Origin of the sequence: Gordonia phthalatica (assembly GCF_001305675.1) — a bacterium.
Taxonomy (GTDB): Bacteria; Actinomycetota; Actinomycetes; order Mycobacteriales; family Mycobacteriaceae; genus Gordonia; species Gordonia phthalatica.
Genome location: NZ_CP011853.1, coordinates 792,234 through 818,233 on the forward strand (window position 1 = coordinate 792,234; position 26,000 = coordinate 818,233).

Below are 26,000 nucleotides of genomic sequence, written 5' to 3' on the forward strand. Positions count from 1 at the left end.
ACCGAGGAGAAGGGTCGCCGAACATGCAGAGGTTGAGCGGACTGGACGCGTCGTTCCTGTACCTGGAGACCCCGTCTCAGGTGATGAACGTCGCCGCGATCCTGGTCTTGGATCCGTCGACCATCCCCGGCGGCTACTCGTTCTCGTCGCTGCGCATCGAGATGGACCGACGCGTCCGCGGCCTGCCGGTGCTGCGCCGCAAGCTGGCCGACTCCATGACCAACGTCGCTCACCCGGTGTGGGTGGAGGACGACGACTTCAACATCGAGCGACACGTCCACCATGTCGCCATCCCCGCACCCGGCACCATCGAGGAGGTGGCGCAGATGTGCGGGCACTTCGTCAGCCAGGTGCTCGACCGCAAGAAGCCGCTGTGGGACATGTGGGTGCTCGAAGGCATGACCGACGGCAAGGTGGCGCTGGTCCTGCGGATGCACCACGCGTGCGTCGACGGTGCGACCGTCGCGGAGATCCTCGGCGAGCTCGCGACCGCGTCGCCCGAACCGCCGGCTCTGAACGCCGATCGGGTGCAGGAGAGCGCCGGCGGGGCGTCCCGTTCGGACATCGCTGTCGGCGGCGCCGTGAACTACTTCCTGCAGCGCCCCATCGCGCTCGCGAAGCTGATTCCCAAGACGCTGCCCGTGCCCGTCGAATGGATCAAGCGCGCGCGCTCCGGCGACGGCATGCCCGCACCCTTCCTGGCGCCGCGGACCCGCTTCAACGCTCCGCTCACCACCCGCCGCAGCCTGGCCTTCGCCCAGTTGCCGTTCGACGACGTCAAGCGCGTCAAGGACCACTTCGGCGTCAAAGTGAACGGTGTCGTCCTCGCCATGGCGGGCGGCGCCCTGCGCGACTACCTGGAGGCGCGCGGCGATCTCCCCGAGGAACCGCTCGTCGGCCTGGTGCCGGTGTCGGTTCGTGGTGCCGTTGAGAACGATCTGATCGTCGAGGGCACCAACAAGGTGACCGGCATGTTCACCCGACTGCCCACCTCCGTCGCCGACCCGGTGGAGCGGATCCGGCTCGCGGGCAAGTACGCCGATCAGGCCAAGGGGCACCACCAGGGGATCGACGCGAACATCCTGCGCGGCTACGCCGAGTTCGCTCCCGGCAACCTGATGGGATCGCTGATGCGGCTCTACACCGACCGCCACCTCTCGGGGCTGCACCCGCCGGTGTTCAACGCGATCATCTCCAACGTCGCCGGCCCCAACCAACCGATGTACATGCTCGGCACCCGCGTCGACGCGGTGTACCCGATGGGGCCGATCTTTCACGGACTCGGACTCAACATCACCGTCATGTCCGTCGACGGGAAACTGAACGTCGGACTGCTGTCGTGCCCGGACATCGCGGCCGACCTGTGGGACCTGGTGCGCGGCTTCGGAACTCAACTCGATGCGCTGGTCGCCGCCGTCGATGCCGACCTGGAGTCCGAGAAGCAGGCCGACGAGGACTCCGGCGAGTAGCCGGCCCGCCTGATCGGCGAATCCGGGCCGTCGCACGAATCCGTGCGGGTAGTTTTCGAGACAAGACGTTCGAGAGCAGGAGGCCAGCATGGAATTCGACGACGTGATCCGGACGACGTTCGCCGCCCGAGAATTCACTTCCGACCCCGTTCCCGACGAGGTGCTCTGGCAGATCCTCGACACCGCGCGCTTCGCGCCCAGCGGCGGCAACCGGCAGGGCGGCCATGTGATCGTGGTGCGCGACGACGCCGTCAAAGCGCAGATCGCCGAACTGAGCAAGCCGGCCGCCCGACGGTATCTGGCGCAGCGCCGTGCCGGTGAGGCCCCCTGGAACACGGTGCACGACAGCACGATCACCGACGACGACCTCGCCGCCGTCCGCGGCCTCGACAAGTTCGTCGCGCCGATCGCCGAGGCGCCCGTGCTGCTCGTGGTGACCGTCGACCTGTCGGTGGTGGCCGCGATGGACTCCGAACTCGATCGGGTCGGCATCGTCGGCGGCGCATCCGTCTATCCGTTGGTCTGGAACATCCTGACGGCAGCGCGCTCGTACGGGTTCGGCGGCACCATCACGACGATGGCCTCCGCGCAGGAGCCCGGCATGCAGGAGCTCCTCGGTGTTCCCGAACCGAACGCGATCGCCGCCGTCCTCCCGATCGGCCGTCCCGTCAAGCAGTTGACCAAACTGCGGCGCGAGTCGGTGTCGGATTTCGTCACGATGGAACGGTTCGACGGTGAGCCCCTCGGCGGCGCGCCCGGGGACGAGTCGGGGGAGTAGGAGTAGCTGCGAGCCGGCGAACCCGACCACTCTGCCCCGCTGCCGTCGCGGCGTCGATCCATTGGACGACGTGAAGAGGGGACCGCCGTACGGTGAGGACTCGGCGTCGGGAGGAGCACTGTGGTGCAGGAGAGTGCGGTTGAAACGGACCGGTTCACGCTGGGGGCAGGCGCAACCCTGCGGATCCTGTGCGTGGCGGTTCCGGTGCTGCTGGTGGTCGCCCAAGCCGGAATCGTCACGATCCTCGCGTCGTGGCTGACGTGGTGTCTGGTCGCCATCGTGCTCGGCATCCAGCCGACGTGGGACGAGGGGTACCGACTCGATCGGCCGCGCTCGGAATCGGCACTGATCTACGGCGCGTGGTTCCTGGGATTCGTGCTGTTGGTCCTCGGATTGAGCACCGTCCTCGCGTTGACGGCGATCGGCGACTTCTTCAGTGCACTGGCGTTATTCCTCGTCTACGCCTTCCCGGCAGTTCTGGTCGCGGTCGTGATCTACGCGATCTGCCGGGTGCTCGCGAGGTGGTCGGCGCGGCGGCATGCGCGCCATGGTGACCCGACGAGTGAGGACGTCGACGACGGTTTCGACGACGGCGCAGAGTGGTTCGGGTGAGTATGCGGTCGCGATCGGCGTGCGACCCGGGGCGGCGGTTTCGATGCGCGTCCTTCGCTTCGCTCCGGGTGCTTACTCAGGCCGGCGGGGACCCAGCTCGGCGTGCGGTGGCCTCGATACTCGAACGATGCTCGCAAGCTCGCAGCGTCGAACCCGACCATCCTGGGGAGGTCGTCACTCCGGGTGAAGCTCCCGCAGCCAGGCGCCGGAGGGGGCGTCGGAGGGGGAGCGCCAGTCGCCTCGCGGCGAAAGCGACGCCGAACCGATCTTCGGGCCGTTCGGCATCGCGGTGCGCTTGAACTGCTGCGACATGAAGCGCTTCAGGAACACGGTGAGCCACTTGTCGATGGTCGCGTCGTCGTACTCGTGACGCTCGCCGTCGCTCATCATGTCCGACCACGCGCCGCGCGACTTGTCGCCCCACGCCTGCTGCGCCAGATACGCGATCTTGCTGGGGCGGTGGCCGAAACGGGTGAGGTAGTAGAGGAAGAAGTCGTGCAGCTCGTACGGGCCGACGGTGTCCTCAGTGCTCTGGATGTTGCCGTCGGCGTCGGCCGGGACCAACTCGGGGGAGATGACGTCGTCGAGGATCTCCTGCAGCGTCGCGCTGGTCTCCGCCGGGTAGTGCGCGGTCGCGATCTTCCAGCGGATCAGGTGCTGGATCAACGACTTCGGGACACTGCCGTTCACGTTGTAGTGCGACATCTGATCGCCGACACCGTAGGTGCACCAGCCGAGCGCGAGCTCCGACAGGTCGCCGGTGCCGAGCACGATGCCGCCCAGGTGATTGGCGAGGCGGAACAGGTGCGACGTCCGCTCGCCGGCCTGCACGTTCTCGAACGTCACGTCGTACACCGGCTCACCCTTGGCGAACGGATGATCGAGGTCGGCGAGCATCTGCATGCACGACGGCCGGATGTCTAGCTCGTTGCCGGTGACGCCGAGCGAGTCCATCAGCACGTGACTGCGCGCCAGGGTGGCGCCGCCGGTCGCGAAGCCGGGCATCGTGTACGCGTGGATATTGGTGCGCGGCAGGCCGATCGCGTCGAACGCCTGGATGGCGACCAACAGTGCGAGGGTGGAGTCCAGGCCGCCGGAGACGCCGAGGACGATCTTGTCGATCCCCGTGGACCGCAGTCGCTGGACGAGACCCTGCACCTGGATGTCGAGGACCTCGCGGCACCGTTCGTCACGGTCGGCGGCACCGGTCGGGACGAACGGGAACCGTGCGACGGCGCGACGCAGGCCGTCGGTCTCCTCGGGCACACCGAGAGTGAACGAGACGCGGCGCATGTCGCGGGCGCGGTCGGCGAAGTCGCCGACCTGGTCGCGCAGGCTGATCATCCGGGCCCGCTCCTGGCGGAGGCGGTCCAGATCTACGTCGCTGACGACCAGCTGCGGCTCCATCGAGAAGCCCTGACTGCGGGCCAGCAGCGTGCCGTTCTCGGCGATCAGCGCGTCGCCGTCCCACGCGAGATCGGTGGTCGACTCGCCGAACCCGGCTGACACGTACAGCTGCGCGGCGACGCAGCGCGCGGAGTGTCCAGTCACCAGCGATCGGCGATAGGACTGCTTCCCGACGGTCACCGGGCTGCCCGACAGGTTCAGCAGCACCGTGGCACCGGCGAACGACGCCCACGTGCTCGGCGGGATCGCGACCCAACCGTCCTCGCAGACCTCGGCGTGGATGCGGAGGCCGGGGAGGTCGTCGGCCTCGAAGATCAGGTCCGCGCCGAACGGGACGCGCTGCCCGGCGATGACGACGGTGTCGCGGACGGCGTCGCGCGCGGCCGCGAAATACCGCTGCTCGTAGAACTCCCGGTAGTTGGGCACGTACGACTTCGGCGCCACGCCCAGCACGCGGCCGCCGTGGATCAGGATCGCGCAGTTGAACAGGGCGTCGTCGACCCGCAGCGGGGCGCCGACCGCGACGACCGGCGTCAGATCGGCGGTCGCGTCGATCACCGACGTCAGGGCGGCCTCCACCTCGTCGAGCAGAGCATCCTGCTGGACCAGATCGTCGACGCTGTACCCGCACAGACCGAGTTCGGGGAAGGCGACCACGGCCACCGCGTCGCGGTGCGCGCGCTGGATCAGCTCGATGGTGCGCGACGCGTTCTGCCGCGGATCGGCGAGAGCGACCTGGGGGACGGCGGCGGCGAGACGGGCGAAGCCGTGTGAGTAGAGCGACACCCCCTCAGGCTAATCGGTGAACTCGTGTCACGATGGAGGTGAGTCGGCGTCGACCGGCTCGCCTCTTCTGCGAAGTCGTCAAGGTCAGGTGTTTGCGCATGTCCAAGTTGGTGGTCCGGTCCTCCGCGTTCGCGGCAGTGGTTGCGGTCGTCGCACTGATGACGGGGCTGTTCGCCGGCCCCGCGTCGGCGCACTCGGCGCTCATCGGCTCGAGCCCGGAGCAGGGCGCCAAGATCGCGACGGCTCCCGATCGCGTGGTCCTGACTTTCAACGAGGACATCAAGGCGGCCTACGCGACCCTCGTCGTGGTGGGTCCCGACGGCAACTACTGGCAGAAGGGCGATCCGGCGGTCGCGGGCGCCGAGGTGTCCGTGCCGCTGCAGGGCCTGGGCCAGGCCGGCGAATACAAGATCAACTACCGCGTCACCTCTGCGGACGGGCACCCCATCGAGGGCCAGGTGAGCTTCGAGCTCACCGCCGCGAGTGACGGTCAGCCGGGTCAGAAGGCCGACGACTGGCAGCCCGAGAGCGATCACGGCGTCAAGGCGTGGATGTTCATCGTCGGCGGCGTCGTGGTGGTCCTGCTGATCGCCGGCGCGCTGGCGTTGATGGTCGCCAAGCGCCGCCGCTGACCGGTGCCCTCCGACGTCGTGCGCCTGCGCGCCGTCCTGCTCGCTGCGGCCGCGGTGCTGGTCGTGGTCGGTGTCGTGGCCGGTCAGATCCTGGCGACGCCGGAGATGTCGTCGTGGGCGGGCGCGGTGAACCTCAGCGCGGTGTCGCTGCTGGTGGGGCTGGGCGCGTTGCCGCTGCTCGGCGTCACCGCCACGGTCCCCTGGATCGCTGCGACCGCAGGCGTGTGGGGCGCCGCGAGCCTGGTCGGCGGCTGGTTGCAGGTGGCCGAGCGGACGGGGGAGTCGCTGTTCGACGTCGGCCTCGGAGCCTTCGCCGCCGGTGTCGAGACCGGGCTCCCCGGGCTGGTCGGGGTGCTGGGCGCGCTCGCGGTGCTTGGCTGGTGCTTCGCGGCGACGCGGGCCGATCCGCCGATGCTGCTGGTCGCGGTGATCGCGGCGCTCGGCGTGTTGGCGGTGTCCGTGACCGGGCACGGCACCGAATCCGCGTGGATTCCCGTGGTCCTCGGCGTGCATGCGCTGTGCGCCGCATGGTGGGCGGGGACAATCGGTGCGCTGGTCGGGACCGTCCGCGGTAGACGCGGGTGGGCGCGGGCGCTGCCGGAGTTCTCGCGCCGGGCGCTTCCGGCGGTCGTGGCGTTGACAGTGACCGGGGTGGTCGCGGCGGTCGTGCAGATCGGTGTGGGCCCGCAGCTCTGGGACACCGGGTACGGGCGCGTGCTGTTGGCGAAGAGTGTGCTGCTGGTGGTCCTGATCGGTGTCGCCGCGTGGCAGCGGAGGTCGTGGGTACCACGTGCGCAGCGCCACGGCGTCACCGAACGCGAGTCGATCGTCCGAGCGGGCGGCGAACTGCTGATTCTGGCAGTGGTGCTGGGCCTCGCGGCCGGGCTGGCGACGACCGCGGCGGTCTGACAAGAACTTTGGCGACATCTTGCCGCTCAGAGCGGCAAGATGTCGCCAAATGTCTTGGGACGCCAGGCCGAGGGTCGAGCACCCCCCGAATCGGCTACTGTCCCCAGGGCTCCAGCAGGGTGTCGAGGATCCCGACACTGTTGCCGAGGCCGCTGATGTGGCTCTGGCCCTCCAACTTGTGGAGCTCGGCGTCCGGGAGCAGACCGACCATGTGCTGGCCGTGCGAGAACGGGATGATGTTGTCCTTGTCGCCGTGCCACCAGTGCACGTGGGCCTGCACGTCGCCGATACGGAAGCCCCAGTCGCGGACGAACAGCTTCAGATCGGCGAACGGAGCCTCCATCCGGCGGCTGCCGCCGTGCAGGAGATCGTCGAGGAACATCGCGCGGAACTCCGGGCGCGACAGCAGTTCGCGGTCGGCCTCGGGGGACAGGCGACCGTAGATGCTGATGGCGGGATCGGCGATCGGTCGAGCGAAGCCGAGCGCCGTGCTCAACGCCGACCCGATCGGGTGACCGGCCACGTTGAGCAGGGGCACCGCGTACTGCGCGAGCTGCACGGCGCCGCCGTGGATGCCGTCCGGGCCGTTGATCGGGGCCACGCCGCCGACCACGCCGGTCGACACCACACGGTCGGGGAGGAAGTGGGAGACGGCCAGGGTGTACGGACCGCCGCCCGACAGGCCGACCACGGAGAAGCGGTCGATGCCCAGGGTGTCGAGGACCACCTGGAAGTCGATCGCGAAATCGGCGATCGAGTCGTAGCCGTGGACGGTGGACGAGCCGACGCCGGGCCGGTCGAGACCAATCAGTCGGATGCCGCGAAGCTCGGCGTACTCACGCGCCTCGGGCGGGATCTGGCGACGTGCGCCGGGGGTGCCGTGCAGCCAGATGATGGCGGGGCCGTCGTGGGTGCCGAACTCGGAGAAGCCCATCCGGCGGCGGCGTTTGTCGCCGACGGCGATGGAGCCCTCGAGCTTGGGACGATCAATCGGAATCACCTGGCGGAGTATGTCAGATCAGGGCCGTTTCGGCGAGATGCATCGGCCATTTCGTCTAAGAGAACCCTGTGAGCAGGCACTTCTCGGGCGTTCGCAGTGTAGTTTGGTGTCGTGTCTGCGCTGAGTTCTCGTTTCGCGACCGTGCGTCGCGGCATCGGTCATGCTGTCCACCCGTGCCCGGTCTCCGGACTGCCCACGGGACGACGACTCGACCTGCCGGGTCGCGGACAGACCTACATCACCGACTCCGGGAAGGCCGACGGCCCCGTCGTCTTCCTCCTGCACTCGGTCAGCACCACCGGTCTGCTCTGCTGGTATCCGGTGATTCCGCTGTTGGAACGAGACTTCCGCGTCATCACGATGGACCACCGCCTCCATGGCCGCGGGATCGCGTCCGACACCTTCGAACTCGACGACTGCGCCGACGACGTGGTGGCCGTCGCTGATGCCCTCGGCATCGACTCGTTCATCGCCGCCGGTTTCTCGATGGGCGGCGGCATCGCGCAGCTGGCGTGGCAGCGGCATCAGAGCCGCGTGGCCGGCCTGGTCCTGTGCTCCACCGGCCCGTACTTCTCGAGCATCGATCCGGACCGTCTGCTGCTGGAGCAGCGGATCGGACGGGCCCTGACCGTCGTCGACCGGATTCTGCCGACCCCGTCCGAGCGCGCCCTCGACAATTCGTCCGGGAACGCGGTGCGGTGGGCCCTGGCACAGATGGCGTCCACGCCGCTCGGCTTGCAGGGCGCCTTCGCCGAGGCGATGGCGCGGTTCGACTCCCGCGACTGGCTCGGGGACATCACCGCGCCGACCGCCGTCGTCGTCTCGACTCATGACAAGATCGTGCAGCCCGAACGTCAGCAGCTGCTGGTGGACGGCATCCCCGGCGCGCAGCGCTTCGACGTCGCCGGCGGCCACGCGTGCTGCGTGATCGGCGCCGAGAAGTTCGTTCCCGAGTTCACCGCCGCAGTCCGCTCGGTGAGCCGCAGCGCGCTGGCAGTTTAGGCCGGCTTCGACGGCCACCACATCCGGTCGCCGAGCACGGCGATGGTCGCCGGGACCAGCACCGACCGGACGACGAGGATGTCGAGGAGCAGCCCGAGCCCGATGGTGAAGCCGATCTGGACCAGGTTGAACGTGGTGCCCGCCATGAGCGCGAACATGGTGATCGCGAAGACCAGCCCGGCGGTGGTGATGACGCTGCCGGTGCTGCCGAAGCCGCGGATTACTCCGGACTTCAGGCCCCGGCCGACGGACTCCTCGCGGATCCGGGACGCGAACAGCATGCTGTAGTCGGCGCCGACCGCGATCAACGCCATGCCCGCGACGGGTGCGACGGACCAGTCGAGCGGGATCCCGGTCAGGTGCTGCCAGACCAGGGTGCTGATGCCCATCACCGCCGCGAACGAGAGCAGGACCGTCGCGACCAGCACCAGTGGTGCGACGATGCTGCGCAGCAGGATCATCAGCACCAGCGTCACGGCGAGGACGGCGGCAAGACCGAAGACGAGGAGGTCGCGCCGGAGCTGATCGTCCATGTCGGCCGACAGCGACGCCAAGCCGGTGTTGGAGACCTCCGCGTTCGACAGTCCGGTGCCTGCGAGTGCGGCCGTCGCGGCGGGGGCGAGCTGCCGGCTCGCGGCGAGCGCCTCCGGACTGTACGGATTCACCTTCCAGGTCACCATCATCCGTGCGGTGTGCCCGTTCGGTGAGATGAGGAGCTTGCCGCCCTCCACCATCCGCGGGTTCGTCATCGCCTCGGGCGGCAGGTAGAAGCCGCGGCCGGGACCGTCGGACGTCGCCGCACTCATGGCTCCGAGATAGTCGGTGGCCTGCTTGAGGCCGGCGTGCAACTTGTCGGTGAGCTCGGTGATCTGCGCGGTGCCGTCCTTGACCTGATGCAGGCCGTCGGACAGCTGGTCGATGCCCGCCGAGAGCTCGCCGACGCCGGAGCGCAGGCGTTGCAGGTCGGCGCGGACCTGATCGGGGGTGCGGCCGTCGAGCTGGGCCAGCAGACCGCGGAGCCGGTCGAGGAGTCCGCGCAGGGCGACGGCCGAGCGGGCCGCACGGTCGGCGGCCTCGCCGGGCACAGCAGCCGCGGCGCGCAACTGGGTCAGGGTGCGCCGGGCTTGGCCGCCGGTGCTGCGGTCGAGCTGGTCGAAGGCGATGCGGGCCGCGGCGCACCGCGGATCCGCGGTGCATGCGGCGGTGCTGCGGCGGGGCAGGAGCGGGCCGAAGATCTGATCGAACGTGGCGATGGCCGGCTGCGCGGCCGACGCGGCCGAGCGCAGGTCGGCGAGGATGGGACCGACCGCGTCGAGGCTGGTCCGCAGGGTGGCAGTGGCGTCGGTCAGATCGGACCGACCGCCGCTCGCCGCGGCGACGACGGCTTCGGCGGCGTCGAGGGAGTCCAGGACGCCTTCGGCCATCGTCACCACCTGGTCGGTGCCCGCGACGAGTTCGGGCATCCGGCGGGAGGCCTCGTCGGCGCCGTCGGAGAGCTGGTCGACACCGGTGGCCAGACGCACCAGGTCGGGGCGCGAATCGCCGAGCTGCCTCCCTGCGCCGTCGAGCTCCTTCCCGACTCGGCCGGGCACGTAGCCGGCGACCGATTCGACGAGGGGGCGGCCATCGGGACGGGTGATGGAGCGGACGGAGTCGACGGTGTCGAGTCGGGCCACGGCGTCGGCCGCGAGTTCCAGGGCGGCCAGGTCGGCGGTGTTGCGGAGGTCGTGGTCGGCGCGGACGATCAGGTACTCGGTGGCGACGGCGTTGACGCCGTAGTGGTCGTAGACCTCGTCGTACCCGCGGGTGGATTCGTTGGCGTGCACGAACATCGACGACTCGTCCCAGTTGGTCTGGTGGCCCAGGAGCAGGGCGGCGCAACTGACGAGGAAGACCAGCGAAGCCGCGGCGTAGACGCCCGCGCGGCGCATGATGGTCGCGCCGCGGTGACGCCACCGACGCTCGGTGGACGGGCTGGGTTCGGCGAGACCGCGTCGTCCCAGGAGCGACAGCAGGGCGGGCGGCAGTGTCAACGCGAGGGCCAGCACGGTGAGGATGGCGATGGCCGTCGGCGGGCCGGCGGTGCGGAACATGCCGATCTTCGTGAAGATCATGGAGCCCGAGGCGACGGCGATGGTGAGGGCCGACGCGACGAGGATCGGTGCGGTGCGACCGCTTGCTGCGGCGACGGCGTCGCCCACGGGCAGGTCGCGACGACGGCCCTCGTGGTAGGCGGCGAGGGTGAAGATCGCGTAGTCGGTGACGGCGCCGAGCACCAGTGCCGTCATGATCGCGATGGTGAAGTTGGAAATGGAGATCCAGCCGTGGCCGCCGAGGAACGACGCGATCGGGCGTGCGATCGCCAGGCCCAGCGCCAGGGTGATCAGCGGGACCGCCGCTGTCGACACCTTGCGATACACGGCGAAGACGATCACCGAGATCAGCAGGATCGATACCACGGTGATGATGAGCAGGGAGAAGTCGATCGCGGAGAACAGGTCGGCGAGCGTCGCAGTGGGGCCGGTGTAGAAGGTCTGCAGGCCGGCGGGCGGCTTCGCAGCGTCGATCTCTGCGCGGATGCCCTGGGCGGCGTGGTGGGCGCGGGTGGAGCCGACCGATCCCTCGGCGGCGATCAGCAGGTGCACCGCCTTCCCGTCAGGACTGACGGCCGACTCCCGCGTCACCGGCTTTCCGTAGAAGTCGATCAGGTAGGCGATGTCGTCGCTTTTGGTGAGGCGGTCCACCAGGCGGCCGTAGTAGGCCCGGTCCTGCGGGCCGAAGCCCTTCTCGTCGACCAGGACCACGCTGCTGACGGCGTTCGACGGCGGGACGCCGAAGTCGTGCGCCATCTGCTCGAGGTGCTGGTTGGCGGGCAGCGACGACGGTAGGAAGTCGGCGGAGGTCTTCGACACCGTGACCTCGAGCTGGGGGACGGCGACGTTCAGTCCCGCCGCCAGCACGATCCAGAATCCCAGGATCCACCAGGCATGCCGATGCGCGAAACGTCCGACGCCGGTAAATGTCCGGCTGGTTCCGTGAGCCATCGCTCCTCCTCGATTCCGGCGCCGGAGCCCCGGCGCAATAGGTGTAACCATAAGTTGCATAGAACGATTGGTCTACGGTGATGCTCGGCACATTGAAAGTCGCGACGATCTGCCGAGGCCGTGCATGTGGCGCAGGTCGGTTCGCGTAGACTTCCTGAAGTCGCGCTCCGCGTGGCATGCCCCTATAGCTCAGTTGGTAGAGCTACGGACTTTTAATCCGCAGGTCGTAGGTTCGAGCCCTACTGGGGGCACAGTGAAAGGCCGGGCCGGGGATGGGTTCCCCGGTCTGGCCTTTTGTCTGGAGCAGATGGCGCGGATCGAGCCGGCTGGACTGCCCTAGGCTTGTCGAGTGCCGCCTGCGAGCGCAGCGAGCACGCGGCGTATCGCGACGACCGTGAGTTTCGCTGGGGCGCAGTGGTTTTCGCCGGTCGCTACCCAGCCCGCGGCACGAGGTCTCGATACTCGTCGAGCGCTCGCAAGCTCGCGTCGGCGAACTCGACCACCCTGGGGAATGGCCGCCCGCCTGACATATTGCCGACGAACCTCGCTCAGAGGGACGAAATTTGCGCTACGCCTCCGCGGGCAGGCCCTCGAGGCGGCGGACGATGTCGCGGGCGCCGAGGTATTCCTGCCAGGCCTCCGGAAGCATCTCGGAGACGGCGGCGAACTCGAAGACGTACAGCATCACCGCCAGGCGGGCGCCGTCGTCCATGCCGGCCTTCGCGGCGACGATCGCGGCGAAGATCTGCAGCACGACGGTCAGTACGAGGGCGACGGCGAGGTTGGAGGCGTCGAGGTCGGACAGTTTGATCTGCCAGACGTTCAGCATCGAGATGTGCTTGCGGATCTTGGGGCGGTCGTCGAGTTGCAGGACCTCCACCTGGTGCTCGAACTCGTCGTTGAGCTTCCGGTTCAGTCGCAGGGTTCGTCGGGTGGACATCGCGTAGACCAGCAGGATCACGACCGCCATCGCGAGGGCTGCGAGGAAGATCGGGAAGCTCAATGCGGCGAGGAAGACCAGCGTTCCGATGAAGGCACCGACCGCGGCGACGATCATGGGAAGGCCGTGCTCGACGAAGTCGAGAGCCTCGCGGAGCATGTTCAGCCGGGCGGACTTGGTCGAGAGATCGGCGTCGGCCGAGTAGCTGTCAGCGCTCAACTGCTCGTAGATCCGCGCGTACCGGCGGACGTCGAGCAGACGTCGAACCGTCGCGAGCGCGGCGGTCGCGAGGCCGACGATGCCGAGGGTGATCAACCCGCGGTATGAGCCGTCGAGGTAGTCGTCGATCGCGAGGCCGATCAGAAACGGAGCGAAGACGGCGCCGACCGCCTCGGCGGCCATCATGAGCACCGACGTGCCGATCAGCGCGCGGTGTCCGCCGAATGTTGACCACATGCGAACAAGCGTAGAGGGCAAGTCGGACAACCGAACCCGGGTTCGGAAGGCCTGTCACACCGGGATTCGCGCACCGAGCACGACGAGCTGCTCCCGCGGCAGGCTGAAGTGGTGACTCGCGTTTGGGGGTAATGCAATCTTCGTCCCCGTGATGTCGGCTGCCGGGCATATTGTCGGCGAATCGTGCTCAGGGGGACGAAGATTGCATCGCTGCCGGTCATGCGGGGCCTCGATACACGTCGAGCGCTCGCAAGCTCGCGTCGGCGAACTCGCCCAGCCTGGGACGAAACTACGACAGCCCGAGCGGCTGCCGGAGGACGCAGTCGAATTGGTCTTGGCGCAGCTCACACCGGGATCCGCGCGCCGAGTACGACGAGCTGCTCCCGCGGCAGGCTGAAGTGGTCGCTGGCGTCGGACGCCACGTGGCTGCTCGCGAGGAACACCCGCTTGCGCCAGGTGGGCAGGCCGGGCTCGTCGCTCAGGCGCATCTCCACGGTCGAGAGGAAATAGGTGGCGCCGTCGAGGTCGACGCCGGCGGGCAGGTCGCGGTAGCGGGCGAGAGTCGCGGGGATGTCGGGCGACTCGGCGTAACCGAACCGGATGGTGAGACCGTCGATGCCGGGGTTGTCGTCGCCGAGATCGCGCTTCACGAAGCGGTCGGCGTCGTCGATCCGCGGAACGGTCGCCACTTGAACGGCGACGATCAGCACGTGACGATGGCGGACCCGGTTGTGCTCCACATTGGAGCGGAACGCCAGCGGTGCCGACTTCGGGTCGCGGTTGAGGAACACGGCCGTGCCGTCGACGGTCTCGATGCCCTGCCTGGACCGGAGAGAGACGAGGAAATCGGGGAGCGGACCCTCGAGCGTGCTGCGCCGCGCGCCGACGAACAGTCGCCCTCGACGCCAGGTCGTCATGACGATGAACGCGGCGAGCGCCATCACCATCGGCAGCCACGCGCCGTGCACGAACTTGGTGATGTTGGCGCCGAAGAACAGCAGGTCGACGGTCAGCAGGATCAGAGCGCTCGGCACCAGCGCCCACCACGGGGCGTGCCAGCGGTGCCGCGCGACGACGAAGAACAGGACCGTGGTGATGGCGATGGTGCCGGTGACCGCCATGCCGTAGGCGTACGCGAGGGCGTCGGAGCTGCGGAACGCGAAGACCAGGGTGATGACCGAGACCATCAGGAACCAGTTGAGCCACGGCACGTACACCTGCCCGTACTGGCGGTCGGACGTGTGGACCAGCCGTAGGCGCGGCATGTAGCCGAGCTGCGCCGCCTGCGCCGCGACCGAGAACGCTCCCGAGATGACGGCCTGCGCGGCGATGACCGTCGCCATCGTGGTCAGCACGACGAGCGGGATCTGCGCCCAATCCGGGCTGAGAAGGAAGAACGGGGCGCTGAGGTTCGACGGGTCGTGCACCACCAGCGCACCCTGCCCGAGGTAGCAGAGCGTCAGCGCCGGCGCGACGATGAACAGCCATGCGACCGAGATCGGCTGTCGACCGAAGTGGCCCATGTCGGCGTACAGGGCTTCGGCGCCGGTCACCGCCAGCACGACCGCCGCGAGCGCGAAGAACGCGATGTGGAAATGGCCCGTCACGAACGTGAACGCGTACATCGGTGACAGTGCGCGCAGAATCCCCGGCTCGGTGGTGATCCCGCGGATCCCGAGGATGCTGATCACCGCGAACCACAGCACCATCACCGGACCGAAGAACCGGCCCACCCGGCCACTGCCGAACTTCTGCGCCAGGAACAGGACGAACACGATGGCCGCAGTCAGCGGCACCACCCACGAGTGCAGCGCCGGATCGACCACCTTCAGACCCTCGACGGCGGAGAGGACGGAAATAGCCGGGGTGATGATGCTGTCGCCCAGGAACAGGGCGGCGCCGAGGACTCCGAGCCCGGCGAGGATGCCGAACACGCGTGGGTTGATCTCGGTGATCCACCGCTTCAGAAGGGTCATCAGCGCGAGGATGCCGCCCTCGCCGTCGTTGTCGGCGCGCATCGCGAGGAGGACATAGGTGACGGTCACGATGATCATCACCGACCAGAAGATCAGAGAGACGACGCCGTACACGTTGTCGACCGTCGGGGCGATCGGGTGGGGGTCGTGCGGATCGAAGACCGTCTGGACGGTGTAGATCGGGCTGGTGCCGAGGTCGCCGAAGACCACGCCGAGGGCGCCGACGACGAGGGCCGCGCGGAGCGGGTGCGCGACCGTCGGCGTCGCACTGATGTCTGAGGACATTCACCGGAGATTACGCCCGGATCCCGACGCCCGTCGGACGTCGCGGCCGAGCGGTGCTCCGTACCCCGGGTTAATCACCGGAAAACAAGGGGTGAGCAGCGGATTTGTGTTCTTGCGCAGTGATCGCATAGAGTTTGTCTCGCTCCCAACGAGGAACACCGGCCCCCTTCGTCTAGCGGCCTAGGACGCCGCCCTTTCAAGGCGGTAGCGCGGGTTCGAATCCCGTAGGGGGTACGCACCGAAGATCTGCTAAGGTCTTCGAGGCACACAACAGAATATGGCCCTGTGGCGCAGTTGGTTAGCGCGCCGCCCTGTCACGGCGGAGGTCGCGGGTTCGAGTCCCGTCAGGGTCGCTTTGGTTTCGGTTTTACCGATGCCTTCGGCCAGGTAGCTCAGTTGGTACGAGCGTCCGCCTGAAAAGCGGAAGGTCGTCGGTTCGATCCCGACTCTGGCCACATTCTGGAAAGAAGCCCACCGAGAAATCGGTGGGCTTCTTTTGTTTCTGGAGGTGGGGCGACGCGCTCGGCTCGCCCTCAACCAGCGGGAGGGGCTCCGCTCCACCGCTCAACCGACGGCGGGACGGTCGTGAGTCGGCCGACAGCGCTTCCTCCGCGTAATCTATGGGTTCAGTTAGTTGTTCTCGCCGCGCTGTGTAAGGGTTTTCGGTGAGGAAGTCGCAGGACGAGGAGGGGCGATGGCCAACGACGGGACGCCGCAGGCGGACGAGCCAGGGCTGAACGTTGTCGACAACGTCGTCGATCGTGGATACACAGTCGAACGACTGGTGGAGAACCCGGTCGAGACGGTGATCGATAAGCCGGTCACGTTGGAACGGATCGTCGAGCGGCTGGTGGTCAACACCGTCGACACCATCATCGACAAGCCGGCCACCGTGTCGCGCCTGGTGGAGAAGCCGGTCGTGACCGTCGTCGACGAGATCGCCGACAAGCCGGTCAGCGTCACCCGCATCGTCGAACGACCCGTCGTCACCGTCGAAGACGAGATCGCCGACAAGCCCGTCAACCTCCACCGCCTGGTCGAGAAGCCCGTCGTCACCGTGATCGACGACATCGTCGAGAAGCCGGTCGACGTCCCGCGCATGGTGGAGGAAGTCGCCGTCACCTTCGTCGACGACTTCGTCGAGAAGCCCGTCGAACTGCCGCGCATCGTCGAGAAGCCGGTCGTCACCGTCGTCGACAAGATCGTCGAGAAGCCTGTCGAACTCCCGCGCATGGTGGAGCACCCGGTCGTCACGGTCTCCGACAAGATCGTCGAGAAGCCTGTCGAGATCTCTCGCCTGGTGGAGAAGCCCGCGGTCACGGTGGTCGACGACATCGTCGAGAAGCCCGTCGAGATCTCCCGCGCCGTCGAGAAGCCCGTCGTGACGGTGGTCGACGAGATCGTCGAGAAGCCCGTCGAGGTGCCGCGCGTCGTCGAGAAGCCGATCGTCACCGTGCACGACGACATCGTCGACACCGAGATCGAGATCCGCCGCCTGGTGGAGAAGCCGGTCGTCACCGTCCTGGACGACATCGTCGACAAGCCGATCGAGATCCAGCGACTCATCGAGAAGCTGCTGGTGACGGTGGTCGACGAGATCGTCGAGCGGCCCACCGAAGTCTCCCGCATGGTGGAGAAACTGCTCGTCGAGATCACCGACGACGTGGTAGAGAAGCCCATCAGCATCGAGCGCATGGTGGAGAAGCCGATCGTCACCATCGTCGACAAGGTGGTGGAGATCCCCGTCGAATCGATCGTCGAGAAGGTGATCGAGAAGCCCGTCGAGAAGATCGTCGAGGTGATCCGCGAGGTCCCCGTCGAGAAGATCGTCGAGAAGGAGATCGAGGTCCCCGTCGAGAAGATCGTCTATAAGCCTGTCGAAAAGGTTGTGGAGAAGGTCGTCGAGGGCGACGAGGACTCGGCCACCGAGACGGTGGTCGAGAAGGAGATCGAGATCCCGGTCGAGAAGATCGTCTACAAGACGGTCGAGAAGGTCGTGGAGAAGGAAGTCGAGCTCGTTCACGAGAAGGCCTCCATCAAGGAGGTCCCGGTGGAGCGCGAGGTGGTGGTCGAGCAGATCGTCGACAAGCCCATCGAACGCCCCGTCGACCATGTCATCGAGCGCGTCGTGGAAGTCCCGAACGTCGTCGAGAAGGTCATCGAGAAGGACGTCGACCGCGAGGTGGAGCGGGTCGTCGAGATCCCGAACGTCACCGAGAAACTGGTCGAGAAGAACGTCGACCACGTGGTGGAGCGGATCGTCGAGAAGCCGAACGTCGTCGAGAAGATCGTCGAGAAGCCGGTGGAGCACGTCATCGAGCGCGTGGTCGAGAAGCCCGAGCTGATCGAGGAGATCGTCGAGAAGCCGGTGGAGCACACCGTGCAGCGCACCGTCGAGGTCCCGAACGTCGTCGAGGAAGTCGTCGAGAAGTCGGTCGACCACGTGGTCGAGAAGGTCGTCGAGGTCCCGCACGTGATCGAGCACGTGGTGGACAAGCCGGTGGACCGCGTGGTGGAGCGGGTCGTCGAGATCCCCAACGTCGTCGAAGAAGTGGTGGAGAAGTCCGTCGACCACACCGTCACGCGCATCGTCGAGACGCCGAACATGGTCGAGGAGATCGTCGAGACCCCGATTGACCACACGGTCGAGAAGATCGTCGAGGTCCCGAACGTGATCGAGCAGGTCATCGAGAAGCCCGTCGACCGGGTGGTGGAGCGCACCGTCGAGGTCCCGAACATCGTCGACAAGATCGTCGAGAAGCCGATCGACCGGGTGGTGGAGCGCATCATCGAGCGACCGAACGTGGTCGAGAAGGTGGTTGAGCAGCCCGTCGACCGGATCGTCGAGCGCATCGTCGAGGTCCCCAACGTGGTCGAGAAGGTGGTCGACAAGCCGGTCGAGCACATCGTCGAGAAGATCGTCGAACGCCCGGAGATCGTCGAGAAGGTGGTGGAGCAGGAAGTCCGCCGCGAGTTCGACAAGAACGTGCAGACCCCGGTCCTCATCGAGAACGTCATCGAGAAGCGCGTCGACCACGTGGTGGAGCGCATCGTCGAGAAGCCGGTGGAGCACATCATCGAGAAGGTGATCGAGAAGCCGGTCTACGTCGAGGTGGAGAAGATCGTCGAGAAGCCGATCGAGCAGATCGTCGTCGTCGAGAAGCCGGTGATCGTGCGGCGCGTGGTGGAGAAGGAAGTCGAGACCTACATCGACGAGGTGCCCGACGAGGTCCGCGCAGTGACGCACGACCAGCCCGCCGCGGAACCCTCCGAGGGAGCCCGCGCGCAGTTCCTGTCGTCGGAGACCGACGACAGCAAGCACTCGTGGATCAACCGGGAGACCGGAGAGCATCCGGGCGACGGCTTCGCCGGCTCGGACTCGGAGGCGACGCTCCCGCGGCCCCATGTGGATCCGTCGTACCAGGTGCGGAAGGCCCGTCACCGCAGCGAGGACTGAGACGTCTCAGCCGGCGGCGGGTCGCAGAGTCGACCATCGACTCTCCCGCGCCGGGCCCGACCGACAGTAGGAAGCGGCCGGCCCGCGACTCTAGAGTGGACCCATGAAAGCTGTGGTGTGTCACGAGGGTTCGCTCGACGTCCAGGAAGTCCAGATGCCGGAGCCGGGACCCGGCCATGTCCTGATCAAGGTGCTGCGCGCCGGGATCTGCGGCTCCGACCTGCATGCACGCGTGCACGGCGATGTCGCCGCCGACATCGGGCAGAAGGTCGGCTACGACAACTTCATGCGACCGTCGCAGAGCGTGGTGATGGGGCACGAGTTCGTCGGCGAGGTGGTCTCGTACGGTCCCAAGTGCCGTAAGCGCTGGAAGCCGGGGACCTCGGTGGTGGCTCTGCCGATCATCCGCCACGACGACGAGGTGGAGATGGTGGGCCTGTCCGCGCAGGCTCCCGGCGCCTACGCCGAGTACATGGTGGTCCAGGAGGACCTCGCGATGCCGGTCCCGGAGGGGCTCCGTCCTGAACTCGCCGCCCTGACCGAGCCGCTCGCCGTCGCCCATCATGCGGTGCGACGCGGCGACGTGAGCAAGCGCGACGTCGCGGTGGTCGTGGGCTGCGGGCCGATCGGCCTCGCGGTGATCCTCATGCTCAAGGCCGTGGGCGTGAAGACGGTCGTCGCGAGCGACCTGTCGGCGCTGCGGCGCGACCTGGCCCGCGAGTGCGGCGCCGACATCGTCGTCGACCCAGCGGTCGACAGCCCGTGGGATGTGACACCCGCGCAGGACAAGTACTTCACCCGCGTCGGCGACCTGTTCTCGGTGGCCTTCGACGCCATGCACGCTCTGCAGTTCGTCCCGGGCGTCCCGTGGTGGTCGCTGATGGGCGTCGCGGACAAGTTGGCGCTGACCCCGAGCGGCCCCGTGGTCTTCGAATGCGTCGGCGTGCCCGGCATGATCGACGACCTGGTGACCGGCGCGCCGTTCCGGTCGCGCGTGGTGGTGGTCGGCGTGTGCATGGAGCCCGACACCTTCCAGCCGGCGATGGCGGGCAACAAGGAGATCGACCTGCGGTTCGTCTTCGGCTACGACCCGGCGGAGTTCCGCAACACGCTGCACATGATCGCCCGCGGCAAGGTGCGGCCCGAGCCGCTGCTGACCGGGACCGTGGGCCTGGGCGGCACGGCGGCGGCCTTCGACGCGCTGGGCTCGGCGCAGCACCACGCCAAGGTGCTCATCGACCCGCAGAGCGACGTCGTGGAGGTGTGATCGGAAGGGGAGCGGTGCTGCAGGTCGTGTGAAGGTCGTCACATCGGGAAGCAAGCGGACCGCGGTCCGGTTATGCTTCATGTGTGGCGCTGAACGTGCCGACGAAAACTTCACAAGCCCTTCCGAATCACCTCTTCAAGGAGAACAGCATGACTGCAGCAACCCTCGTCCCCACCGAGCTGACCGCCGGCACCTGGAACATCGATCCGGTCCACTCGACCATCGGCTTCTCGGTCCGTCACCTCATGGTCTCGAAGGTCCGCGGCACGTTCGACACCTTCTCGGGCGCCATCGAGATCGCCGAGGACGGCACCCCCTCGGTGAAGGCCGAGATCGACGTGACCTCGATCAACACCCGCAACGAGCAGCGTGACGGCCACATCAAGTCGGCCGACTTCTTCGACGCCGAGAAGTTCCCGACCGCCACCTTCGTCTCGACCGGCGTCGTCGCCAAGGGCGACGACTACGAGCTCACCGGCGACTTCACCCTCAAGGGCATCACCAAGCCGGTGACCCTGAAGATGGAGTTCAACGGCGTCAACCCGGGCATGGGCCACGGCCCCGTCGCCGGCTTCGAGGCCACCACCGTCATCAACCGCAAGGACTTCGGCATCGACATCGAGATGCCCCTCGAGACCGGCGGCACCGTGGTCGGCGACAAGATCTCGCTGACCTTCGAGATCGAAGCGGGTCTCGCAGCCTGATCGCTCCTCCTCATCGCCTCCCGGTTGTTGGGTAATCTCAGTGGGATTCCAACGGCCGGGAGGTGATCTGTTTGCGTACTGAGACACGCGCGGAACTCCACCGTTTCGCGGACTGGGTGGATCGCCGGCTGAAGGTCGCCTATTTCGGCGGCCGACTGGTCGACGGCGGCAGTGAACGTCTCGCCTCGGAGTGGCGCGACATGGACGTGGCTCTGCGCCGCGGGATCGTCGCCCGGGCGTTGATGCTCGGCGGCACGATCGTCGGCGGCGCCAAGATCCTGATCAGCATCGAGACCTTCGTCGCGGTGATGCTCGCGTTCAGCGGGGGCGAGCTCACCCTCCACGCGGGCAACGGCGACCCCGGCATGATCGCGGTGATCCTCTCGACCATCGTCGGTCTGGTGGTCAGCATCGTCATCTCGCTGCTGTTCCTGCGGCCGCAGATGGACTGGTTCGTGACCGGCGACGTCGCCGACGACGAACGCCGCCGCAAGATCCAAGTGATACCGATGCGGGTGGCGCAGGCCGACGTCTGCGGCTGGCTCGCCGCCTACGTCGTGTACGTGATCCTCTCCGGAGCGGCCCAGACCTTTCTGCTGGCGATGCTCGTCGCCTTCCTGTTCGCCGCCGTCACCTCCGCGTGCCTGAACTACATGTTCATCGAGAGCGCCGTCCGGCCGCTGGTGGTCCTGGCGCTCGGCGGCCGTGCGATGGCCGACGTGATGCACGGCGTCCGCGAACGGATGCTCGTGATCTGGGTGGTGTCGTCGGCGGTGCCGATGCTCGGCATGCTCTCGATCATCGTCGGCCGCGCCATGAACATCGTGCCGGGCGTGCTCGACGACCACTTCGACTGGCCGATCGCCTTCCTCGCGTTCATCGCGCTGGCCTCCGGCGGCCGCGTGGTGGGGCTGGTGGGCCGTGCGTTCCGTGATCCGCTCACCGAGATGACCGAGGTCGTCAAAGCTGCCGGCGAGGGCGACCTGACCCGCCGCGTCGCGGTGTACGACTCGTCGGAGATCGGTGTCCTGCAGGACGGTTTCAACAGCATGCTCGAGGGTCTGGAGGAACGCGACCGCATGCGCGAGATCTTCTCCCGTCACGTCGGCGTCGGCGTCGCCGACCTGGCCCTGGAGCACGGCGGGGAACTCGTCGGAGCCAACTCCGACGTGGCCGTCATCTTCGTCGACATCACCGGTTCGACGTCGTTCGCGGCGCACCGCGACCCGCGGGAGACGGCGGTGGTCCTGAACGCCTTCTTCTCGATCGTCGCCGAGGTGGTGGAGCAGCACGGCGGCTTCATCAACAAGTTCGAGGGCGACGCCGCACTGATGATCTTCGGTGCGCCCGCACCCCTGGACAACGCAGCCCAGTCCGCGTTGGCCGCGGCCCGAGCCCTGGGCGAGGCGCTCGGCGAGAAGCTGCCCCTGGAGTGGGGGATGGGCGTCTCGTACGGGCAGGTCTTCGCAGGCAACATCGGTGCACGGACCCGCTACGAGTACACCGTCATCGGTGATCCGGTCAACGAGAGCGCCCGCCTGTCCGACCGGGCCAAGGAGGGGCACTCGCCGATCCTCGCCAGCGGGCAGACGGTCGACGCGGCTGATGCCGATGAGACGGCGCGGTGGCGTCGCGTCGACCGGATCACCCTCCGCGGACGGCCGGAGGCCACCGAGGTCTTCGCGCCGCGCGAACTCCTGGTCCCGGCCCAGCCGCCGTCGCTGGGTAGTGTGCTCTCCGAACTGGTGAAGTTCGGCAAGCCACGAGAGCGGACCGCGCGGTCCGCACCGAAGGAGCACTGACGATGAGTGGATGGTCGCCCGACCGCATTCCCGACCAGCACGGTCGCCGGTTCGTGATCACCGGTGCCAACAGCGGCCTCGGCGCCGAGACGGCCGCCGTCCTCGCCGCGCGCGGTGCCCGGGTGACCCTCGCGTGCCGGAACCTCGAGAAGGCGGCCGTCGTCGCCGATCGGATCGGTTCGGCCGCCACCGTCGCCCACCTGGATCTGGCGGACCTCTCTTCGGTCCGCGAGTTCGCCGGCACCGTCGACGCCGTGGACGTCCTCATCAACAACGCCGGCGTGATGGCGCTGCCGTTGCGGCGGACCGCCGACGGCTTCGAGATGCAGATGGGCACCAACCATCTCGGGCACTTCGCGCTCACCGGGCTGCTGCTGCCGAAGCTGACCGAGCGGGTGGTGACGCTCTCGTCGCTGGCGCACCTGGGTGGCAGCGTCCGCGTCGACGACCTGAACTGGGAACGGCGACGCTACAACCGGTGGGCCGCCTACGGGGACTCGAAGCTCGCCAACCTGGTCTTCGCGCAAGAGTTGGCGCGTCGGATCACGGCCGCCGGTTCGAGCCTGCGGTCGGTCGTCGCCCACCCCGGCTACGCCGCGACCGAACTGATGGGTCACTCGGAGACGCCGGTCGACTATCTGATGAAGGCCGGTGCGCTGCTTCGCGTCGGGCAGCCCGCCGACCAGGGGGCGCTGCCGTCGCTGTACGCCGCGACCGCGGACGTTCCCAACGGCAGTTACTGGGGACCGAGCCTGGTGCTGCGCGGCGGGCCGTCTCCGGCGCGCTACCGCTCGATCGTCGACGACCAGTCGGTCCGCGACAAGCTGTGGGCGGTGTCGGAGAAGCTGACCGGCGTCACCGTCGACGTGCCCGCCTGACAAGTTGACTGATTTCCGGTGATCAGAAGGTTGACGTCGGCAGTTCGCCGGACGACGCGGCCTTCCCCGCACCACTTGTCGGCGAGTCGCACCACTTGTGTTTCTCGCACTCGGTCGCGACTGAGTGCGGGAAACACAAGTGGTGCCACTGGTCGACAGATGGTGCCGCAACCTCTCTCCTGCAGGACTCAGGGATAGTCACCGAACTCCGTGCGGCCGGAACTGGATGCTGATCCGCGGGCCCGCGCCCGGCGACTTCGGCACGGCGTGATCCCACGTTCGCTGGCAGCTCCCGCCCATGACCAGCAGGTCGCCCGAGCCGAGCACGAACTTGCGCGACGGACCGCCGCCGCGCGGACGCAGCAGCAGGGTGCGCGGCGAGCCGAGCGACACGATCCCGATCAGGGTGTCGCAGTCCCGGCCGCGACCGATCCGGTCGCCGTGCCAGGCGACGCTGTCGGCGCCGTCGCGGTACAGTGCCAGCCCCGACGTGGCGAAACCTTCGGGCAGGTCGGCTCGATAATGACTGCTCAGCGCGTCGCGCGCGACGCCGATCAGCGGGTGCGGCAGCGGGGCGTTCTGGTCGTAGAACGAGAGCAGACGGGGGACGTCGAGCATCCGCTCGTACATCTGTCGGCGCTCGGCACGCCACGGGACGTCGGCGCGGAGAGCGTCGAACAGTGGGAGTGAGCCGGTGATCCAGCCGGGGCGGACGTCGACCCACGCGCCATCGGTCAGCTCGTGCCGGACGACACCCGAGCGCAGCGGCGCGAGAGCGGGCGCGTCGGTGGACACGGCGTCGAACAGCGATGCCTGCACCCCGGTGGTCATGCTCCGAGAATACCGGATGATCGAACGTGTGTTCTAGAGTTTGGACGCCGGCTAACTATGTCGCTCGTTCAGACGACATCCCGGGTGACGGACAACACCTGGGAGGAGACCGTGAAACTCACTCGAATCGCAGCGACCGTCGCGGGCGTCGGAGCGCTCGCCGCCGTCGGAGTGCCCGGCGCCGCGGAGGCACGGCCGGTCTCGTCGCAGTACGTCGCGCAGCACTGCATCGGACTGAGTCCGAACGTCGTCGACATCCCGTACAACGGCGGCGTCCGGGTAGACCAGGACGGTCCCGGAAAGTTCGCCGCGTTCTGGGGTAGTGCCAGCCTCTTCGGCTACACCACGGACGGCACCCTGAACTGGCACAACCTCCGCACCGGCCAGAAGGGGCGGGTGCCGGTGACGATCGCGCACAATCTGAGCGGCAACTCGTACGTCGCTGAGGTCGACTCCGGTGCCGGTCCGGTGCGGATCACGACGACCGGCCTCAACCGCGGCCTCCTCACGTTCGGTGCACCGCGCTGTAGCGGCGTCGCGAACATCCGCTGACGACCGCCGGGCGGCGTGTGCGAATCTGGATGCATGCCACTCGTCGATCGCATGCGCCCGTTCACGTCCACCATCTTCGCGGAGATGTCGGCGCTGGCCGTGAAGCACGACGCGATCAATCTCGGTCAGGGTTTCCCGGACACCGACGGTCCCGCGTCGATGCTCGCTGCGGCCGTCGATGCGATCAACAGCGGCGACAACCAGTACCCGCCGGGCATCGGAATCCCCGAGCTGCGGCACGCGGTCGCCGAGCACGAGCGCGAGCAGTACGGCATCGACCTGGACCCGGACACCCAGGTCCTGGTGACCGTCGGCGCCACCGAGGCCATCTCGGGAGCTCTGCTCGGGCTGGTGGAGCCGGGCCGCGAAGTGGTGATGATCGAGCCGTACTACGACGCGTACGCCGCCTGCATCGCGCTCGCGGGAGGTGTTCGCAAGACGGTGCCGCTGGTGCCCGACGGCGACGGCTTCGTCTTGGACCGTGACGCCCTCGCGGCAGCATTCGGCCCGAACACCGCGGCGGTGCTGATCAATTCGCCGCACAATCCCACCGGGACGGTCCTGGGCGACGACGACCTCGCCGAGGTCGCTCGCCTCGCCGCCGAGCACGACGTCGTCGTGATCACCGACGAGGTGTACGAGCACCTGCTCTTCGACGGCCGCACCCAGCACTCGATCGCCACCCTGCCCGGCATGGCCGAGCGCACGCTCCGGATCTCCAGCGCCGCCAAGACCTTCAGCTGCACCGGCTGGAAGGTCGGGTGGGTCACCGGCCCCGCCGAGCTCGTCGCCGCGGCCCGTGCCGCCAAGCAGTTCCTCTCGTACGTGGGCAGCGGCCCGTTCCAGCCGGCTGTCGCGCACGCCCTGCGGAACGAGATGGAGTGGGTGCGGGGCAACGCCCAGCAACTCGAACGCAAGCGCACGGTGCTGTCCGACGCCCTGCGCTCGGCGGGCTTCGGCGTCCACCGCAGCGAGGCCGGCTACTTCGTCTGCGCGGATCCGCGTCCGCTCGGCTACATCGACGGTGCCGCCTTCTGCCGCGAGCTCCCGGAGAAGGTCGGCGTTGCCGCGGTCCCCGTCAGGGCCTTCGTCGACGACACCGCGACCTGGGGCCATCTGGTCCGCTTCGCGTTCTGCAAACGCGACGAGGTGATCGCCGAGGCCGCGGAGCGGTTGCGTCGGCTGGGCTGAGCGAATCCCTCGACCCGACCAG

19 protein-coding genes and 4 tRNA genes are annotated in these 26,000 nt (G+C 67.9%); 17 read left to right on the forward strand and 6 right to left on the reverse strand.

Annotated elements, in window-relative coordinates; translation table 11 throughout:
• Nucleotides 1-23: 23 nt before the first annotated feature.
• The 3 genes from ACH46_RS03695 to ACH46_RS03705 all read left to right on the forward strand — a co-directional run bounded on the left by ACH46_RS03695 (nt 24) and on the right by ACH46_RS03705 (nt 2,859).
• Entirely contained in the window at nt 24-1,469 is a 1,446-nt protein-coding gene (locus tag ACH46_RS03695) for a WS/DGAT/MGAT family O-acyltransferase (protein ID WP_062391737.1), read from the forward strand.
• 88 nt (nt 1,470-1,557) lie between these two features.
• Entirely contained in the window at nt 1,558-2,247 is a 690-nt protein-coding gene (locus ACH46_RS03700) for a nitroreductase family protein (RefSeq protein ID WP_062391738.1), read from the forward strand.
• Between the two features lie 120 nt (nt 2,248-2,367).
• Nucleotides 2,368-2,859: a hypothetical protein gene (locus ACH46_RS03705; protein WP_157850997.1), complete on the forward strand. Its 492-nt coding sequence runs from the start codon at nt 2,368-2,370 to the stop codon at nt 2,857-2,859.
• A 174-nt stretch (nt 2,860-3,033) separates the two neighbouring features.
• Here the strand turns inward: ACH46_RS03705 and ACH46_RS03710 are convergent, their stop codons facing one another.
• Nucleotides 3,034-5,052 carry an NAD(+) synthase gene (locus ACH46_RS03710; RefSeq protein WP_062391740.1) on the reverse strand — a complete coding sequence of 673 codons (2,019 nt, stop codon included), beginning with the start codon at nt 5,050-5,052 and terminating at the stop codon, nt 3,034-3,036.
• A gap of 98 nt (nt 5,053-5,150) precedes the next feature.
• Here ACH46_RS03710 and ACH46_RS03715 point away from each other — a divergent pair, with 98 nt between their 5' ends.
• Together ACH46_RS03715 and ACH46_RS03720 are read left to right on the forward strand one after the other, a co-directional pair.
• The gene (locus tag ACH46_RS03715; RefSeq protein ID WP_062391741.1) at nt 5,151-5,684 is read left to right on the forward strand and encodes a copper resistance CopC family protein; all 534 of its coding nucleotides are present in this window, start codon (nt 5,151-5,153) and stop codon (nt 5,682-5,684) included.
• Nucleotides 5,685-5,687: 3 nt separating this feature from the next.
• Nucleotides 5,688-6,593, forward strand: a complete 906-nt coding sequence (locus ACH46_RS03720) for a CopD family protein (RefSeq protein WP_062391742.1) — start codon at nt 5,688-5,690, stop codon at nt 6,591-6,593.
• 94 nt (nt 6,594-6,687) lie between these two features.
• Here ACH46_RS03720 and ACH46_RS03725 read toward each other — a convergent pair whose 3' ends face one another.
• On the reverse strand, nt 6,688-7,593 hold the full coding sequence (locus tag ACH46_RS03725) for an alpha/beta fold hydrolase (RefSeq protein WP_062391743.1): 906 nt from the start codon (nt 7,591-7,593) through the stop codon (nt 6,688-6,690).
• Between the two features lie 111 nt (nt 7,594-7,704).
• Here ACH46_RS03725 and ACH46_RS03730 point away from each other — a divergent pair, with 111 nt between their 5' ends.
• Entirely contained in the window at nt 7,705-8,595 is an 891-nt protein-coding gene (locus tag ACH46_RS03730; RefSeq protein WP_062391744.1) for an alpha/beta fold hydrolase, read from the forward strand.
• Here the strand turns inward: ACH46_RS03730 and ACH46_RS03735 are convergent.
• Complete coding sequence (locus ACH46_RS03735; RefSeq protein ID WP_062391745.1) at nt 8,592-11,639, reverse strand: MMPL family transporter; 3,048 nt, start codon at nt 11,637-11,639, stop codon at nt 8,592-8,594. The genes ACH46_RS03730 and ACH46_RS03735 overlap by 4 nt on opposite strands.
• Before the next feature lie 178 nt (nt 11,640-11,817).
• Between ACH46_RS03735 and ACH46_RS03740 the strand changes: the two genes are divergently transcribed.
• Nucleotides 11,818-11,890: transfer RNA gene (locus tag ACH46_RS03740), tRNA-Lys, on the forward strand.
• Between the two features lie 317 nt (nt 11,891-12,207).
• Here the strand turns inward: ACH46_RS03740 and ACH46_RS03745 are convergent.
• Together ACH46_RS03745 and ACH46_RS03750 are read right to left on the reverse strand one after the other, a co-directional pair.
• The gene (locus tag ACH46_RS03745) at nt 12,208-13,035 is read right to left on the reverse strand and encodes an ABC transporter six-transmembrane domain-containing protein (RefSeq protein ID WP_062391746.1); all 828 of its coding nucleotides are present in this window, start codon (nt 13,033-13,035) and stop codon (nt 12,208-12,210) included.
• A 344-nt stretch (nt 13,036-13,379) separates the two neighbouring features.
• Nucleotides 13,380-15,296, reverse strand: a complete 1,917-nt coding sequence (locus ACH46_RS03750) for a potassium transporter Kup (protein WP_062391747.1) — start codon at nt 15,294-15,296, stop codon at nt 13,380-13,382.
• 161 nt (nt 15,297-15,457) lie between these two features.
• Here ACH46_RS03750 and ACH46_RS03755 point away from each other — a divergent pair.
• From ACH46_RS03755 to ACH46_RS03790, 8 genes are all read left to right on the forward strand, one after another.
• Nucleotides 15,458-15,530 (forward strand) — tRNA-Glu (locus ACH46_RS03755).
• Nucleotides 15,531-15,575: 45 nt separating this feature from the next.
• Nucleotides 15,576-15,649, forward strand: a tRNA-Asp gene (locus ACH46_RS03760).
• Nucleotides 15,650-15,677: 28 nt separating this feature from the next.
• Nucleotides 15,678-15,751, forward strand: a tRNA-Phe gene (locus ACH46_RS03765).
• 179 nt (nt 15,752-15,930) lie between these two features.
• Nucleotides 15,931-18,753, forward strand: a complete 2,823-nt coding sequence (locus tag ACH46_RS03770; protein ID WP_226995752.1) for a hypothetical protein — start codon at nt 15,931-15,933, stop codon at nt 18,751-18,753.
• Between the two features lie 103 nt (nt 18,754-18,856).
• The gene (locus ACH46_RS03775) at nt 18,857-20,020 is read left to right on the forward strand and encodes a zinc-binding dehydrogenase (protein WP_062391749.1); all 1,164 of its coding nucleotides are present in this window, start codon (nt 18,857-18,859) and stop codon (nt 20,018-20,020) included.
• 149 nt (nt 20,021-20,169) lie between these two features.
• Nucleotides 20,170-20,724, forward strand: a complete 555-nt coding sequence (locus tag ACH46_RS03780) for a YceI family protein (RefSeq protein WP_062391750.1) — start codon at nt 20,170-20,172, stop codon at nt 20,722-20,724.
• Nucleotides 20,725-20,786: 62 nt separating this feature from the next.
• Nucleotides 20,787-22,526, forward strand: a complete 1,740-nt coding sequence (locus ACH46_RS03785; RefSeq protein WP_226995753.1) for an adenylate/guanylate cyclase domain-containing protein — start codon at nt 20,787-20,789, stop codon at nt 22,524-22,526.
• A 2-nt stretch (nt 22,527-22,528) separates the two neighbouring features.
• Nucleotides 22,529-23,404 carry an oxidoreductase gene (locus ACH46_RS03790; RefSeq protein ID WP_062391751.1) on the forward strand — a complete coding sequence of 292 codons (876 nt, stop codon included), beginning with the start codon at nt 22,529-22,531 and terminating at the stop codon, nt 23,402-23,404.
• Between the two features lie 198 nt (nt 23,405-23,602).
• On the opposite strand, the gene ACH46_RS03795 is transcribed toward ACH46_RS03790, so the two are convergent.
• On the reverse strand, nt 23,603-24,235 hold the full coding sequence (locus ACH46_RS03795; RefSeq protein ID WP_062391752.1) for an alpha-ketoglutarate-dependent dioxygenase AlkB: 633 nt from the start codon (nt 24,233-24,235) through the stop codon (nt 23,603-23,605).
• A gap of 111 nt (nt 24,236-24,346) precedes the next feature.
• On the opposite strand from ACH46_RS03795, the gene ACH46_RS03800 reads away from it, so the two are divergent.
• Together ACH46_RS03800 and ACH46_RS03805 are read left to right on the forward strand one after the other, a co-directional pair.
• Nucleotides 24,347-24,787 carry a hypothetical protein gene (locus ACH46_RS03800; RefSeq protein WP_062394934.1) on the forward strand — a complete coding sequence of 147 codons (441 nt, stop codon included), beginning with the start codon at nt 24,347-24,349 and terminating at the stop codon, nt 24,785-24,787.
• A gap of 33 nt (nt 24,788-24,820) precedes the next feature.
• Nucleotides 24,821-25,978, forward strand: a complete 1,158-nt coding sequence (locus ACH46_RS03805; RefSeq protein ID WP_062391753.1) for a pyridoxal phosphate-dependent aminotransferase — start codon at nt 24,821-24,823, stop codon at nt 25,976-25,978.
• Nucleotides 25,979-26,000 lie beyond the last annotated feature (22 nt).